The sequence below is a fragment of the Rhodococcus spongiicola genome (assembly GCF_004011835.1).
Lineage (GTDB): Bacteria > Actinomycetota > Actinomycetes > Mycobacteriales > Mycobacteriaceae > Prescottella > Prescottella spongiicola.
Genome location: NZ_RKLN01000001.1, coordinates 338,847 through 352,959, shown reverse-complemented (window position 1 = coordinate 352,959; position 14,113 = coordinate 338,847). Strand labels below are relative to the sequence as shown.

The following is a 14,113-nucleotide window of genomic DNA, read 5'->3' as shown; positions in this document are numbered from 1 at the left end:
CGCCTGAGGCCGTGTTTTCACCGAGATCGGACAGCGTGGTCGGGCCAGGGACCGACATGTCCGGTTCTCGATGATGTCGGGCGGGTGCTCTACCGTCGTTCGTCATGAGGGTCCTGCACACATCCGACTGGCACGTGGGGCGCACCTTCCACGGTGTCGACCTGCTCGCCGACCAGGGGCGGGTACTCCAGGCGATCGCAGACCTGGTCGTCGACCGATCCGTCGACGTGGTCGTGGTCCCGGGGGATGTGTACGACCGTTCCATCCCCAGCGCCGACGCGGTGGAGGTATGCAACAGGGGTTTCGAGGCGATCCGCGCGGCGGGTGCGGTGATCGTCGCGACGTCGGGCAACCACGACTCGCCGACGCGACTCGGTGCCGGCGCGTCGTTCGCGGCGGCCGGCGGCCTCCATCTGCTCACAAGGGTGGCTGCCTTGGACACTCCGGTGCTGCTCGACGACGAACACGGTCCGGTCGCGTTCTACGGCATCCCCTACCTCGAACCCGAGATCACCCGAGCCGAACTGGGGGCACCGCAGGCGCGGTCTCACGCCGACATCCTCGACGTCGCTATGGCGCGGATCCGGACGGACCTGGACACACGCCGGGCTGAGACGCCCGGTCTGCGTTCGGTACTGCTCGCGCATGCCTTCGTCGTCGGCGGGGAGGCAACCGGGTCGGAGCGGTCGATCTCCATCGGTGGCGTCGAGACCGTGTCGGCATCCGCGTTCGACGGCGTCGACTACGTCGCACTCGGACATCTGCACTCGCCGCAGACCCTGGCCGAGAACGTCCGATACAGCGGATCACCACTGCCGTACTCGTTCGGGGAGCGCTCGCACCGGAAGGCGGTGTTGCTCGTCGACGTCGATGCCGCCGGCCTCGCCGGCGTCGAGCACATCGACCTGCCCGTGGTGCGTGGGCTCAGTCAACTCACTGGAACGCTCGACGAGTTGCTGCACGACGAAGCGCTCGAGTCCGTGGAGGACCACTACGTGTCGGCCATTCTCACCGATCCGTTGCGTCCCGTCGATGCGATGCGGGCACTGCAGTCCCGTTTCCGATACGCGGTTCACATGGAATGGCAACGGCCCGAAGGTAATCCAGAACTCAGATATCGCGAGCGGGTTCGTGGACGTTCGGATCTCGAAGTGGCGCAGGGCTTCCTGTCGGATGTGCGCAGCCAGGCGAGCGTGGGTGAGACCCGACTGCTCGAGGAGGCGCTTCGCCGCGCGACGGCGGAGGAGGCCGCATCGGTTCGCTCGGATGATCCGCTGGACGCGGCCGAGGTGCCGGCGTGAGACTGCACAGGCTGGAGGTCACGGCGTTCGGCCCCTTTGCCGGCACCGTCGAGGTCGATTTCGACGACCTGGGCGCGGACGGGCTGTTCCTGTTGCACGGGCAGACAGGTGCGGGCAAGACGACGATCCTCGACGCAGTGGCATTTGCGCTCTACGGCACCGTGCCCGGTGCTCGCAAGGAAGGGAAGCGGCTGCTGTCGGACCACGCGCCGGCCGGCTCCGTTCCGACGGTGACGCTCGAGGCGACCATCGGGGGACGATCTATGCGCATCACCCGTAGCCCCGAGTACGAACGCCCCAAGAAGCGTGGTGCGGGAACGCTCACCGAGAACGCGAAGGCGACTCTCACCTGGCTGGGCGGCAATGGCGAGCACTTGTCCCGCATACCGGATATCGCTCGCGAGGTCGAGCGCCTGCTCGGCATGACCTCCGACCAGTTCTTCCAGGTGGTGTTGCTGCCGCAAGGGGAGTTCGCCAGGTTTCTGCGGGCGGACAACGAGGAACGTGGCAAGTTGCTCGAGAAGCTCTTCGACACCACGCGGTTCAAGTCCGTCGAAGACTGGTTCGTCGACGAGAGGAGGAAGAGCGCGGCGCAGGTCGACGAAAACCGCAAGCGGGTGGACATGCTCGTGGCGCGGGTATCGACGGCGGCGGGGATGGAGGCCGGGGCCGACGGTGATCCCCTCGGCTGGGCCCGGCGGCTGTTCGATCAGGCCGTGGAGACGGCTGAGCTGACGGCCACGGAATTGACGCGAGTTCGCGCTGCAGACGAGACGGCACGCGCCGCGGCAGCGGAGTCCAGGCGGGTCCGTGAGTTGCAGCTCCGACGGGAGCGTGCCCGAGCCGAACTGGCCGAGCTCGAGGCGGGGGCATCCGAGCGGGATTCCCTGGCAGCGGAGGCGGATCGCGCCGCGTTGGCCGCGGTGGTCGCGGCCGCGGCCTCCGACGCCGACTCCGCCGCGAGCGGGGCCGAGTCCGCTCTGGCGGACGCCCGCACGGTCTCCGGCAGGCTCACCGCGTCCGAACACGGTTCGAACTTGGTGGCGCAGCTGTCGTGGCCGCAGACGGAGGCCGATCGCGACGCGATCCGCACGCAGGCAGGGGAGTGGTCCGCCGAAGTGGTCCGCCTGGACTCGTTGCTCGCCGAGGCTCGTGAAATGGAACGACTCGCGCGCGACCTCGCCGCGATGCGTCTACGCAGTGCCGACTTGACACGTCGTGCCGACGAGTTGGCGACCGCACGTGATCGGTGGCCCGAGGAACTGGCCACGGCCGAGGACGCCGCACGCCGTGCTGAGCAGGCGCAGACGTCGGTGCCGACGCTCGAGGAAACGGCCGCCCGCGCTGCCGACGCCGCCGCGGCTGCCGACGAACTGGTTTCTGCGACAACGGTACTGGAGGAGCGTCGCCGAACTGTGGCCGGCGCCCGCGACAGGCACCAGAACGCGCGGGACCGACTGCTCGACCTGCGGGAGCGGCGGATCGCGGGCATGGCCGCCGAGTTGGCCGCGCAACTGGTCGACGGTGAGAAGTGCGCGGTGTGTGGATCTCTCGACCATCCCGCGCCCGCTCGCCCGGAGGATGCGACCGTCACCAAGGACGACGAGGAGGCGGCACGCGGCGAGGAGCAACATGCTGCAGCTGCGCTCGAAGCGGAGACGGCGCTGTTGTCCCAACAAGAACGGGTCGTCGAACTGCTTTCCGGGCGCAGTGGTGGTGGCGACCACGCGGAGCTACGGCGGCGGAGCGAGGACGCCGCGGCCGCCGTCGAGCATGCGCGGTCGGTGGCGGCCGGCCTTGCCAGGGCGACCGCGTCGGTGGACGAACTCCGTTCCCGCGGTGCGGAGCTGGACCAGCAATCTCGTGCGACCGATACCGAACGGACCGCTCTCGACACCCGCATCGAGTCGTCCGACGAGCAGGTCGCGGCGCTGCAGGCTCGGATGCTGGCGGCCGCCGGTGGCGACCGTAGCGTGCAGGCGCGGCGGGACCGCTTCGGCGACCTGGCAACACAGGCCGCGCAGTTGCTGGATACTCGGGACAGGGCCGCAATGCTCGATGCGACCGCCCGCAACCTGGATGGTCGCGCGCGAGCCGCCGCGACCGACGCCGGGTTCGAGTCACTCGCTGAAGCGCGGGCAGCGATCCGCTCGGCCTCGCGGTTGGGTCAGATCGAGGAGGTCCTCACCGCCGCCCGGGACCGAGCCGCAGGTGCCCGCGCGGTGCTGGCGGAACCTGACGTCGTGGCGGTCGCCGAGCTCGACCCGGTCGACACTTCTGTGCCCGAGACTCTCGCTCGCGAGGCCGCGTCGGCTGTCGAGGTCGCCGCGGCGTCGGCAGCGGAGGCCGAGACGCGTCGTGGGAACCTCGAGCGCCTCGTCTCCCAGCTCGAGCAGACCATGACTGCGCTGGGGCCGGTACTCGCCACCCACGAGGAACTCGCCGGCCTCGCCGAGGTAGTGGCCGGACGCGGTCAGAATTCGCGCAAGATGTCGCTGCGCTCCTACGTGCTCGCCTCCAGGCTCGAGGAGGTCGCGATGTCGGCGTCGGTGAGGCTGCGCCGCATGTCCGCCGGCCGGTACGAGTTCGTCCATTCAGACGAGGCGGGCTCGCGAGGACGCCGCGGTGGACTGGGCCTCGACATTCGTGACGACTACACCGGCGTCGTTCGGTCGGCGAAGACGCTGTCCGGCGGCGAGTCGTTCCTGGCGTCGCTGTCCCTGGCGCTGGGTCTCGCCGACGTCGTCGCGGCCGAGTCGGGTGGCGTGGTGCTCGACACGATGTTCATCGACGAGGGATTCGGCACGCTCGACGCCGACACCCTGGATCTGGCGATGGGTGTCCTCGACGAGTTGCGGGCCGGTGGTCGCGTGGTCGGGATCGTCAGCCACGTCGACGAGATGCGACAGCGGATCCCGAGCCGGCTGCACGTGGTGCGGGGCCGGACCGGATCCACGCTCGAGATGATCGCAAGCTAGCGACGGCCGGACCCGGACGAGCTGGTGCTCGGGTCCGAATCGGCGACCGGAGACGGTTCGGCGACCGGGGACGCATCGGCGGTGTCCACCTCGCCGTCGCTGTGTGTGCCGTCGCCGTCGCTGGGTGTGCCGCCGCCGCTGGGTGTGCCGTCGCCGTCGACATTCGCGTCAGCATCCAACAGCCTGTCCTCCTCGAGGCGGCGATCGACCTGCTCTCCCAGGTAGCGGATTACCACCGCGGCCACCGCGGCGACCGGAACGGCGAGGAACGCGCCGACAATGCCGAACAGGGCGCCGCCGGCCGTCACGGAGAGCAACACCACGACGGCGTGGAGCTTCATGCTCTTGCTCTGTAGCACCGGCTGCAGCACGTTTCCTTCGATCTGCTGGACGGCGATGATGATCGCGAGCACGATCAGCGCGGTCGTCAGACCATTCGCCACCAGCGCCACCAGGACCGCGAGAGCACCGGCGACGAACGCACCGACGATCGGGATGAAGCCACCGATGAACGTGAAGATCGCCAGTACGGGGGCGAGTGGAACACCGAGAATCAGCAGGCCCGCGCCGATGAACACGGCATCGATGAGGCTCACGAGAGCTTGGGTGCGGATAAAGCCGCCCAGCGTGTCCCACATCCGGACGAGAACCGCTTCGAGGTGCCGTCCGGCACGCCCGCCGCCGACGCTGTGCAGCCACGGGATGAACCGGGGCCCATCCTTGATGAAGAAGAAGGAGAGCACGACTACCAGGCCGAGGGTGATGACCATCGATCCGGCGCTGGTGACGCCGCTGAAGACACCGGACGCGATGGCGGTGCCACTCTCCTGCACCTTTGTCGTGATCGCGTTGATGGCCGTGTCGATCTGCTCGTCCTGCAGGTTGATCGGCGGGCCCTGGAACCAGTCCTGCACCTGCTGGATACCCTCGGTGGCCTTGTTCGCCAGCTCGGGTGCCTGGGCGACGACGGACGGCACGATCAGGGCGACGACGCCGCCGAACAGGGCGAAGAACCCGAGCATCGTGATGGACGCGGCGGCGGCCGGGGGTACGCCACGCCTGGTGAGGGCACGCGCAGGTGGCCAGAGCACGGTGCAGACGACGATCGCCAACAGCACGGGGAGGGCGATCACCCACAGCTTCTGGAGAACCCAGCCGACCACGAGCGCCCCGATCGCAATCGCGGCGATGCACAGCGACCACTTCGCAAGCCACATCCCGCCGGCGCCGATGACCTCGCCGCGGTCACGCATGCGGGTGCGCCGGGCGGGCTGGACGATGTTCTTGAGGCTCACAGGGCGCGGTTCCTTCCGGGAGGTCTGGTGGCGCTCATTCTCGAATCTACGCATTTGTCCCGGTCGGCGTGTGCAATCGATCCGGTCACGGACCGGTTAAACCCGACAATCGCCTTGGGGGCACCGCTAGGATCCGCCCATGGGGAGAATCAAGGGGAAGACAGCTGCAATGATTGTGACTGCCTCGGCTCTCTTAGTCGCTGTCGGCGCGTGCGCTGACAACGGAGGCACGTCAGAGGAGACCAAGGAGAGGATCAGCTCCGCGGTCACGTCCACGCCGGAGCCGGGACCCGCCGAGGCACTACGCTCGAGCGTCCAAGCGACCGCGTCGGAGTTGGTGTCGAGCATCCAGGCGACCGCGTCGAGTCTGGTGTCGGGCATCGGTGAGGTCTGGGACGATGCCAAGTTGTCCGCGTTCGTCGCCACGTTCCGGACGGCGTACCCGAGCCTGTCGAGCGACCGCGACGACGAATCGATCGAGTCGATCGTCCAGGAGACCTGCGCCGACATCGGCTCCGGTGCAAGCACCGAGGAACTGGTGGCGAAGGTCACCGAGACCGCGACGAACAACGGCACCGCTCCGACCGAGGACCAGGCCAACCGTATCCTGCAGTTGGTCAGGCCGGCGTGCCCGTAGGCTCGAGCGACGACGGACGTCAGGGGCGTACCCTATCGGCGTTGTGAGGCCGCGTATGCGCCTGCAACAGTCGGAGCGAAGGGACGTCCAGCAGTATGAGCGCGGATCCGATCACCGAACTCGAGGCCGAGTTGGTCGATCTGTGGCGGCGTGGGCGGATTCAGTCCCGTGAGCGTGCGAGGGCCATCCACCCCAAACTCGATCCCGCGTGCTATCCGCTCTTGATGATCCTCGCGCGAGGCGATGCCGTCCCGATGTCGACGCTGGTGGCCAAGCTGGGCGTGGAGAAGTCGACCCTGACCCGGCAGATCGACGCGGTGGTACGCCTGGGACTCGTCGAACGTAGCCCGGACCCACAGGACGCACGTGCGCGCCTGGTTGCGCTGACCGATCCGGGACGCGTCCAAGTGGCGGAAGTCCGAGAGTCGGCGATCGCCAGTTGGCGCGAGCGGCTGTCGCGGTGGGATCCCGAAGACGTCCGACAGCTGACGACGCTGTTGCGGCGGCTGGCGGACTGTACGAACTGAGCCCGTGGAACATACGGAATCAGCGGTCGGTGCCGGTGGTCCTATACGGGGGCCTATTGTGAGCTGCATGGCCGAGACCCGATGGCAGCGTGAACGATCCGTGTCGGACTCTCGCGCGTACGTCGCGCGCTTCGCGCAACTCGAAGCGGACGAGACGGACCTGCACGGCGAGGCTCGGACACTGGATGCGATGCTGCCGCGCGGTGCACGCGTTCTCGACGCTGGTTGCGGCACAGGGCGACTCGGCGCCGAACTGGCCCGACGCGGCCACCGGGTAACGGCCGTCGACCTGGATCCCGTTCTCGTTGCCGCGGCCCGCGAGCATTCGGAACTGACGGTCCACGAGGCGGATCTCGCGACGCTCGACCTGCCGGGAGAGCGGTTCGATGCCGTCGTCGCCGCCGGCAACGTGATGATCTTCGTCGCGCGTGGCACCGAGCGGCAGATTCTGGCACGCATCGCCCACCATCTGGTGCCCGGCGGCATCTTCGTGGCGGGGTTCGCGACCGACTACGAGTACGGCGTCGACGAGTTCGACCTCGATCTCGCTGCGGTCGGGATGGTGCGCGAATATCGTTACGCCACATGGGATCTTCGGCCCTGGCACAAGGGAGCCGACTGGGCGGTCACGGTTGCCCGCAAAGCCGGGGGCTGACCGATTCGTCGGTTTTCCGATACCTTCTGTGCCGACGAACTGTCGACAACGGAGGGGACATCAAGACATGTCGGAACCGACGATCAACACCGGACCCGAGGGCTCGCCGACCGATCAGCACGGTAGTTCGGCGAGGTACGCGCAGCAGCCGTATCCCGGTGTCCCGCAGTACGCGACCGTCCCGCCGGCGGCCCAGTACGGCGGACCGCCGCCGTTGCCGCCGTTGAACGCCGGTTGGGCCGCGGCCTCAATCATTTTCTTCTGGCCGCTAGCGTTCGCCGCGTTCAACCACTTGCATTCGATCTTTCCCAGGTGGGCGATGGGCGACTACCAGGGCGCGCAGTACGCGTCGGACCGGGTCAAGACACTGGGCAAGATCTCGCTGGGGATCGCGATCGCGCTGTTCGCGCTGTACGCCGTCTTCATGATCGTCGTACTCGGGTTCTTGGTCGTCGACGAGACGAGCGGGACCACCGGTACCACCAGCATCTACAACGGGTAGGCGGAAGTGGTGGTCGGTGTCGGACGCGGCCGACCACCGCGCCCGAGCCGTGACGCCGTAGAATCCCTATACCGTGAGCCTTACCCTCGGAATTGTCGGGCTGCCCAACGTGGGCAAGTCGACCCTTTTCAACGCGATGACCCAGAACGACGTGCTCGCTGCGAACTATCCGTTCGCCACGATCGAGCCCAACGTCGGACTGGTCGAGCTGCCGGATCCACGGCTCGACAAGCTGGCCGAGATCTTCGGTTCCGAGCGCATCCTGCCTGCCACCGTGTCGTTCGTCGATATCGCCGGGATCGTCAAGGGCGCCTCCGAGGGTGCCGGGCTGGGCAACAAGTTCCTCGCCAACATTCGCGAGGCAGACGCCATCTGCCAGGTCGTTCGCGTATTCGCCGATGACGACGTGGTGCACGTCGACGGCAGGGTCGATCCGGCGTCGGACATCGAGGTGATCGAGACCGAGCTGGTGATCGCCGACATGCAGACCCTCGAGAAGGCGTTGCCGCGGCTCGAGAAGGATGCGAAGAAGAACAAGGACCTCAAACCCCAGTACGAGGAGGCGTTGCGGGCGCAGCAGATCCTCAACGAGGGCAAGACCCTGTTCAGTGCGAAGGACACGCTCGACTTCTCGCTGCTGCGTGAGCTGCACCTGCTCACCACGAAGCCGTTCCTGTACGTGTTCAACGCCGACGAGTCCGTGCTGACCGACGAGGCGAAGGTCGCCGAGCTCGCGGCCTCCGTTGCACCGGCCGACGCGGTGTTCCTCGATGCCAAGGTCGAGCAGGAACTCCTCGAACTCGACGAGGAAGACCGCCAGGAAATGCTGGACTCGATCGGCCAGTCCGAGCCCGGACTGCACGCGCTCGCTCGCACCGGCTTCCACACACTCGGTCTGCAGACCTATCTGACGGCCGGCCCGAAGGAAGCGCGCGCCTGGACGATCCACAAGGGCGACACCGCTCCACAGGCCGCCGGCGTGATCCACACAGACTTCGAGCGCGGCTTCATCAAGGCCGAGATCGTCTCCTTCGACGACCTCGTCGAGGCCGGCTCCATGAACGCAGCCAAGGCCGCGGGCAAGGTGCGCATGGAGGGCAAGGACTACGTCATGCAGGACAGTGACGTGGTCGAGTTCCGCTTCAACGTTTAGCCCCTTGGTCAGGGGGCTATTTGTGGCTCCCGGCCCGCAGTAGGTCCGCAGCAGAACCCGCAGGGGCTCGGATCAGCTCGTCCGCAGGGGCTTACGCCGTTCAGCGAGGGGGGTCACCCCACTCCTGCGGCCGTCTACCATCGCCATCCGCGCGGTATGGACGCCTCTGGGAGCCGGCCTCGGTTGCCCCGGCGCACGGCTCCTGGCGGGGCGTCTGCGCGTCGATGCTGTCGGCGATGTGCCGCACACCCCCACGGCAGATCCGACTGCGGTCACCACCCGAGTTCCCGTCGACGATGGCAGCGTTGGGAGCCTCGGCAGTTCCTGACCACCCCTTCCGGACCCGCCACCATCACGGTGTCGGGCCAGAAGTATGTTCAGCCCTCGAGAGACTCCGGTGCGAAAATTGCCCACCACGAACCCATGTCTGCCGCGGACCGGCAATGGCTTGACAGGGCACGAACACCTTCGACACCCCTAGACGCGGCCAGCGCCGAACACCAGACACCCCGTCCCCACCAAAAGGCCGGGGTGATCTGCATCGCGGACCGCGAGCAATCCCGCCCGCCCGAGAGCTACCCGGTCAAACCGCTTGGCAGCGTTCAGGTGTCAGGGCCATCCGCGGATCTGGAGACGGGTGCGTGTGGAGGAGCCAGACGTCGGATGCGGTATTGCGGGTAATAGACAGCGGCGAGGGGGACCACGCACATGTAGACCATGACGCTCCAGAAGAATGCCCACGACGGAAAGGTGATCGTCGCGAAGATCCAGAGAAGAGTCAGGGTAACCACTGGAATCAAGACAAGGACGGTAGCCGCTGTGCACCAGCGGGCGACGAGTTCATTCGCCTTGCGTGTCAGCTCGGGACTCTCACGCACCGCGTCGGACGCCTTGTAGTTCATCTTTTCGAGGGCCGTTCCTCGAAACCCTCTGTACGCTTGCCAGGCCATAGGCACTGCCGCGCCGAGGAATGCAATTGGCGGGAACCAGTCATTTCCCATCAGCGGTTCCCGCTCTCGCTGAACCGCAGGAAGTTTCGCGGACCTACACTCGCAGCAGCGACGGCCAGCGATCTCCGGATCGAACGCATCATCAAGACCCCTCCCGAACTCGGGTCCATCGACAACCCGACGCGCAGAACGTAGCAAGCGGCCGTTCGGGCAAGCAAGTAGTTTCGGGCATTCCGCGGAGGCGCCGTCAAGAAGCCCGGTCTGTTCCCGTCGGTAACGTCCGCCTCATCCGAACGGATATGCAAGCTGTTCAGTGCTTTCCACGGAGGGGAAAAGGAATGACGCTTTCGAAACTCGCCCGCGCCGGTGTACTCGCCATCGGACTCTCGATCCTCGGCGCGGGCGTGGCCAATGCCGAGGATGCATGGCCGGAGAACGGGTACGACGTGACGGACTCCGTCCTGATGCCTGATCAGCTCGAGTTCTGGAATCCGATGGTTAAGGCGACTCGTGTCGTCTCCCCGTATGGGAGATCCGCCCAGATCGTGTGTGCAAAATTCCGCGGTGTGAACGTCCAATGCTGGCAGGCCGATTCGGAAGGAAACCCACGTGAGCTCGACAATGTACCCGGCATGGAGTTCATCGGGTCCTTTACGGCACCCCCGTCGCCCGTCTACATCTACCCGGGCATGATCCCGAGCCAGTAGCCGACAGAAGGGCCGTCCTTCGAACGGGGAGGCCGGTCACGCGATCCCCGGTGCACCCTCGATATCGGAGGTTGGCGGGGATCGCGCCGGTCTTGGCCACCAACGGACGACTCCTCGACGGCCCGACCTGACCGGAGTTCAACTCCGATCAGAACGGCAGTGGGTCCGCAGTGGGTCCGCAACAGAACCACATGCCACGTCGAGCCAGGGGCTCTAACGAACAAAGTCGCTGGCCTCGACCATCCTTCGAATACTCCTCAGGGCCACCCAACGACAGCAAACGCCCAGGATCTAGTCCCGCTTCAACGTGCAATACACAGTTCATCAGCCAATTTCAGGCTCTGCGTCCGCTGCAGACCTGCAGCGGCCCGAACAACTCGTCTGCGGACGGATCGCTGCTGTCAGACGCTCCGGCGGACCGACCTGGTGGCGTAGTAGGCGCCCTCGTCTTCCTCAGGCTCAGGGTGGTGGGGCGGCGTCACGGGGGCGTTCGTGCCTGTTCCGGCGATGACTTGCGCGACGCGGGGGTCGGTGGCTAGCTCGTCACGAAGTGCCTGTGCCGCTTTCCGCGCCTCGGCGCAAGCTGCGCGGTGGGTGTCGGTGCCACCGCCTCGTGGACGCGCCGTGCTTTCGCGGCGAGGTCGTCGAACGGTGCGCTGCCGGTCATGGTGTCGCTCCCGGAGTCGTTGGGTGGGTGGTGTGTCGACGCGTCAGGGCGTCGGGTCGGTCCGCTCGACGGGGAGGCGGCAGCCGGTGGTGGCGCTGATGACGGCACGCGCGTTCGAGCCGAGGCCGATCCGATTACCGTCGTCGCTGGTGAGCACCACGTCGTGATCGCCGGGCTTGTCGACGCGCACGGTCGGCTGGGTGATGCCGAGGGGTGCGGCGATGTCGCGGGCGGCCTGGAGTATGCGGGGCCAGTCGGCATCGGAGATCGGGATGAGGGAGACGTACATCTGTAGGTTGATCTGAAGTCCGTCGGTCTCAGCGAACGCACCACCGCAGCTGAACTGGGTCCGGTCGCGTCGCCACTCCCACTGCAGTTCCGGTGCGATGGCTGTTGCGGCGTCGGCGATCTGCACCACCGCCTCGGTGATCTGCTGTTCGGTGTCCTCGAGTGAGGGCAGGGTGGGCAGCAGGGCGGCGGCTTCGGCGATTTCCTCGTCGGTGTGGTTGTAGGGGTTGCCCATGAGATCTCCGCATCCGGTGGTCAGCATTGTCAGGGTCGTTGCCAGCGCAGCGAGCACCGGCAGGGTGCGTCGGTTCATCAGCGCACCACCAGTTCGGGTAGTCCGGCCACGATCACTGCCATGTTGTATCCCGACATTCGAAGACCCTCCTCGTTGTCGCCGCGTCGTGTGTATTCGCTGTGGGAGTGGACGCCGTCGCGCGGTACGCCGTCCGGGCTGGTGCCCGCGTCGACGGAGAGCTGTTCGAAGTCGGCGGTGCTCGGGTCGGGTCCGAATCGGTGTGTCTTGCCGATCTCAGGGACGAGGCGGTCCCCGTCGGCCTCCATCACGTAGCCGTGTCCTTCGGCGAGGCCGAGGTCGGATTCGTCGTCGGCGTTGATGCCGGGTGATCCGTAGAACACGGCGTCGTCGACGGGTTGGCCGGGTCCGGGATCCTGGAGGGCCAGACCGGTGGTGAGGGATCCGTAGGAGTGTCCGAGGGCGGTGATGTGCGGGTCCGGTTGTGTGGAGGCGACATCGAGGCCGTCGTAGAACCCGGCGAGCTTCGCGGCGCCCGCGGTCGCCCGATCGGTCTGGGCCACATCCAGACCGCCGCGTACGAGGTCGAGGGCTCCTGGGCCGGTGGTTTGCGGCGGCTCGTACCCCAACCACGCGATGCTCGCCACGGTCTCGTCGCGACCGGCGTGTTCGAGCTGTTTCTCCGCCTCGATCTGCAGGAACTTCGCCTCATTGACCATGTCAGTGAAGGAGTCGTCGATGTTGGTGTTCAGTCCGGGGGTGGTGACGGAGATGTGGTCTGCGGTGTCGGGATCTCCGACGGCGAACGCGGCCATGCCGCGTTCGCCGGACTGCAGGTCGAGCAGCACCAGTCGGCCGTCGGGGTTGTCCGCCACGATGCCCTCGATCTTGTCGAGGTCGCGCAATTTCTGCTCGGTGTACCAGAGCGCCGCGTCGTCGTTGGTGAACGTGCCGCCGAAGTGATTCTCGTCGAGGTTCGCCTGCAGGCGGTCGCGTTCGGCTTCGAGGCGGGCACGCTCGTCGTCGAACCGGTTGACGTTGGCCTCGTGTCGCACCGCGGCCGGGATACCGTCACGGTTGCCGACCCAGTTCGGATGCTCGTCGATGATCCGACGGCGCTGTTCCTCGGTGAGCGAGTCCCAGTACTCCTTGTTGTCGGCGGCGGAGGCACCGGGTACTGGTGCGTTCAGCGTGTCGTCGGTTCCGAGGCTCCCCACTCGGGCCTCGAGGGTGTCGCCGAGCTGGGCGGTCGCGGCGTCCAGGGCGGCGCCGGCGCGGGCGTCGAGTTCGCCGACCGTGGCCAGGGCGGGGATCAGCCTGGCCTCGAACATCTTCGCCTGTTCGTTCAGTTGCGCCTGAATCAGCAGGTCGGCGACCGGGTTACCGCTGAGCAACGGTGGGGCGGTCACCCGGCCATCGTCGGCGACTGCGAATCCGGAGGCGATCGCCTCGTCGGCGATGGCAAGGGCCGTGAGTCGGGCGGGACCGATCGAGGCCGCGGCATTCGTCAACGCCTCGGACTGCGCGGTGACCGCTGTCGCGATACGGTGGGCCGCGTCCTGTTCTGTCGCACAGCGTGATTCGGCTGCCTCGGCGGCAGTGCCCTGCCAACTCGACAGGACGTCGACGAAGTGCGATCCGGTCGCGTTCATCGCGTCGCCGAAGGTGCGGTTCGATGCGGCGACGGCGGTCCCGGCGGCGGCGAGCTCGTCCGGGCGCCACGCGCGCAACTGCGACAGCGTGACCATCTAGAGGTCCCCGGCCATGGCGTCGAGATTGAGTCGGAAGGCCTGGTCGGCGTCGTCGTAGCTGCGGGCGTTCGCCTCCGCGGTGGCTGCCATCTCGCGCAGCCGCTCGGCAGTATCGAAGTAGGACCTGAGCAATGGGTGCCCGGAACGGGCGGCGGCCGCACCGACCGACGACCCCGGCATTGCGGCGGCGGCGGCGTCGATCGGACCGGACGGGTCGACGCCGGAGATCCGATCGGCCTCGCCTGTCAACGACTCAGCGAGCGAACGCAACGCCTCGGTATCGACACCCAGCTGATCGCCCAATGAACCCCTCCAAGTTTTTCAGTGCCATGCGCGGTGCCGAGCACGGCTGCTCGGGGCTCACGGCGAAGCTCTGTTCCGTTTGACGCAGCTCGGCCCCGAGGGGTTCCGGCACTGCTGCGGGTTGGTGATGGGTGTTCGGCCGTGGT

The 14,113-nt window shown here is 67.1% G+C and carries 14 protein-coding genes; 8 read left to right on the top strand and 6 right to left on the bottom strand.

The features are described 5' to 3' along the window. The first annotated feature begins 104 nt into the window (after positions 1–104). Both EF834_RS01520 and EF834_RS01515 read left to right on the top strand, forming a co-directional pair. The gene (locus tag EF834_RS01520; RefSeq protein WP_127944984.1) at positions 105–1,301 is read left to right on the top strand and encodes a metallophosphoesterase family protein; all 1,197 of its coding nucleotides are present in this window, start codon (positions 105–107) and stop codon (positions 1,299–1,301) included. Further along, positions 1,298–4,279: an AAA family ATPase gene (locus tag EF834_RS01515; protein ID WP_127944980.1), complete on the top strand. Its 2,982-nt coding sequence runs from the start codon at positions 1,298–1,300 to the stop codon at positions 4,277–4,279. The genes EF834_RS01520 and EF834_RS01515 overlap by 4 nt, the downstream gene beginning before the upstream one ends. Here EF834_RS01515 and EF834_RS01510 read toward each other — a convergent pair. Next, entirely contained in the window at positions 4,276–5,532 is a 1,257-nt protein-coding gene (locus EF834_RS01510; protein ID WP_127946031.1) for an AI-2E family transporter, read from the bottom strand. The two genes, EF834_RS01515 and EF834_RS01510, sit on opposite strands and share 4 nt — an antisense overlap. A 181-nt stretch (positions 5,533–5,713) precedes the next feature. Between EF834_RS01510 and EF834_RS01505 the strand changes: the two genes are divergently transcribed. The 5 genes from EF834_RS01505 (at position 5,714) to ychF (ending at position 9,048) form a co-directional block, all read left to right on the top strand. After that, the gene (locus EF834_RS01505) at positions 5,714–6,211 is read left to right on the top strand and encodes a hypothetical protein (RefSeq protein WP_127944977.1); all 498 of its coding nucleotides are present in this window, start codon (positions 5,714–5,716) and stop codon (positions 6,209–6,211) included. A gap of 95 nt (positions 6,212–6,306) precedes the next feature. Then, on the top strand, positions 6,307–6,738 hold the full coding sequence (locus EF834_RS01500) for a MarR family winged helix-turn-helix transcriptional regulator (RefSeq protein WP_127944974.1): 432 nt from the start codon (positions 6,307–6,309) through the stop codon (positions 6,736–6,738). Between the two features lie 67 nt (positions 6,739–6,805). After that, entirely contained in the window at positions 6,806–7,393 is a 588-nt protein-coding gene (locus EF834_RS01495; protein ID WP_164874039.1) for a class I SAM-dependent methyltransferase, read from the top strand. A gap of 67 nt (positions 7,394–7,460) precedes the next feature. After that, the gene (locus EF834_RS01490) at positions 7,461–7,895 is read left to right on the top strand and encodes a CD225/dispanin family protein (RefSeq protein ID WP_127944968.1); all 435 of its coding nucleotides are present in this window, start codon (positions 7,461–7,463) and stop codon (positions 7,893–7,895) included. A 73-nt stretch (positions 7,896–7,968) separates the two neighbouring features. Next, positions 7,969–9,048 carry a redox-regulated ATPase YchF gene (ychF, locus tag EF834_RS01485; protein ID WP_127944965.1) on the top strand — a complete coding sequence of 360 codons (1,080 nt, stop codon included), beginning with the start codon at positions 7,969–7,971 and terminating at the stop codon, positions 9,046–9,048. A gap of 602 nt (positions 9,049–9,650) precedes the next feature. Here ychF and EF834_RS01480 read toward each other — a convergent pair. Beyond that, positions 9,651–9,950, bottom strand: coding sequence for a hypothetical protein (locus EF834_RS01480; RefSeq protein ID WP_127944963.1), 300 nt, complete (start codon positions 9,948–9,950; stop codon positions 9,651–9,653). A 386-nt stretch (positions 9,951–10,336) separates the two neighbouring features. Here EF834_RS01480 and EF834_RS01475 point away from each other — a divergent pair, with 386 nt between their 5' ends. Beyond that, the gene (locus EF834_RS01475) at positions 10,337–10,705 is read left to right on the top strand and encodes a hypothetical protein (RefSeq protein ID WP_127944960.1); all 369 of its coding nucleotides are present in this window, start codon (positions 10,337–10,339) and stop codon (positions 10,703–10,705) included. Between the two features lie 535 nt (positions 10,706–11,240). On the opposite strand, the gene EF834_RS18575 is transcribed toward EF834_RS01475, so the two are convergent. From EF834_RS18575 to EF834_RS01460, 4 genes are read right to left on the bottom strand one after another with little or no spacing between them, the layout of a single operon-like run. Beyond that, positions 11,241–11,372 carry a hypothetical protein gene (locus EF834_RS18575; protein ID WP_268960876.1) on the bottom strand — a complete coding sequence of 44 codons (132 nt, stop codon included), beginning with the start codon at positions 11,370–11,372 and terminating at the stop codon, positions 11,241–11,243. A gap of 43 nt (positions 11,373–11,415) precedes the next feature. Beyond that, on the bottom strand, positions 11,416–11,973 hold the full coding sequence (locus EF834_RS01470) for an LppA family lipoprotein (protein ID WP_127944957.1): 558 nt from the start codon (positions 11,971–11,973) through the stop codon (positions 11,416–11,418). After that, positions 11,973–13,661, bottom strand: a complete 1,689-nt coding sequence (locus tag EF834_RS01465; RefSeq protein ID WP_235870949.1) for an alpha/beta hydrolase — start codon at positions 13,659–13,661, stop codon at positions 11,973–11,975. The genes EF834_RS01470 and EF834_RS01465 overlap by 1 nt, the downstream gene beginning before the upstream one ends. Further along, positions 13,662–13,967: a UDP-glucose 4-epimerase gene (locus tag EF834_RS01460; RefSeq protein WP_127944954.1), complete on the bottom strand. Its 306-nt coding sequence runs from the start codon at positions 13,965–13,967 to the stop codon at positions 13,662–13,664. Positions 13,968–14,113 lie beyond the last annotated feature (146 nt).

Bases quoted from the DNA above. Each gene is read 5' to 3' on its own strand.
- EF834_RS01520 (WP_127944984.1), top strand. From the start codon at position 105: ATGAGGGTCCTGCACACATCCGACTGGCACGTGGGGCGCACCTTCCAC.
- EF834_RS01510 (WP_127946031.1), bottom strand. From the start codon at position 5,532: ATGCGTGACCGCGGCGAGGTCATCGGCGCCGGCGGGATGTGGCTTGCG.
- EF834_RS01505 (WP_127944977.1), top strand. From the start codon at position 5,714: ATGGGGAGAATCAAGGGGAAGACAGCTGCAATGATTGTGACTGCCTCG.
- EF834_RS01500 (WP_127944974.1), top strand. From the start codon at position 6,307: ATGAGCGCGGATCCGATCACCGAACTCGAGGCCGAGTTGGTCGATCTG.
- EF834_RS01495 (WP_164874039.1), top strand. From the start codon at position 6,806: ATGGCCGAGACCCGATGGCAGCGTGAACGATCCGTGTCGGACTCTCGC.
- EF834_RS01490 (WP_127944968.1), top strand. From the start codon at position 7,461: ATGTCGGAACCGACGATCAACACCGGACCCGAGGGCTCGCCGACCGAT.
- EF834_RS01480 (WP_127944963.1), bottom strand. From the start codon at position 9,950: ATGAACTACAAGGCGTCCGACGCGGTGCGTGAGAGTCCCGAGCTGACA.
- EF834_RS01475 (WP_127944960.1), top strand. From the start codon at position 10,337: ATGACGCTTTCGAAACTCGCCCGCGCCGGTGTACTCGCCATCGGACTC.
- EF834_RS18575 (WP_268960876.1), bottom strand. From the start codon at position 11,372: ATGACCGGCAGCGCACCGTTCGACGACCTCGCCGCGAAAGCACGGCGC.
- EF834_RS01470 (WP_127944957.1), bottom strand. From the start codon at position 11,973: ATGAACCGACGCACCCTGCCGGTGCTCGCTGCGCTGGCAACGACCCTG.
- EF834_RS01465 (WP_235870949.1), bottom strand. From the start codon at position 13,661: ATGGTCACGCTGTCGCAGTTGCGCGCGTGGCGCCCGGACGAGCTCGCC.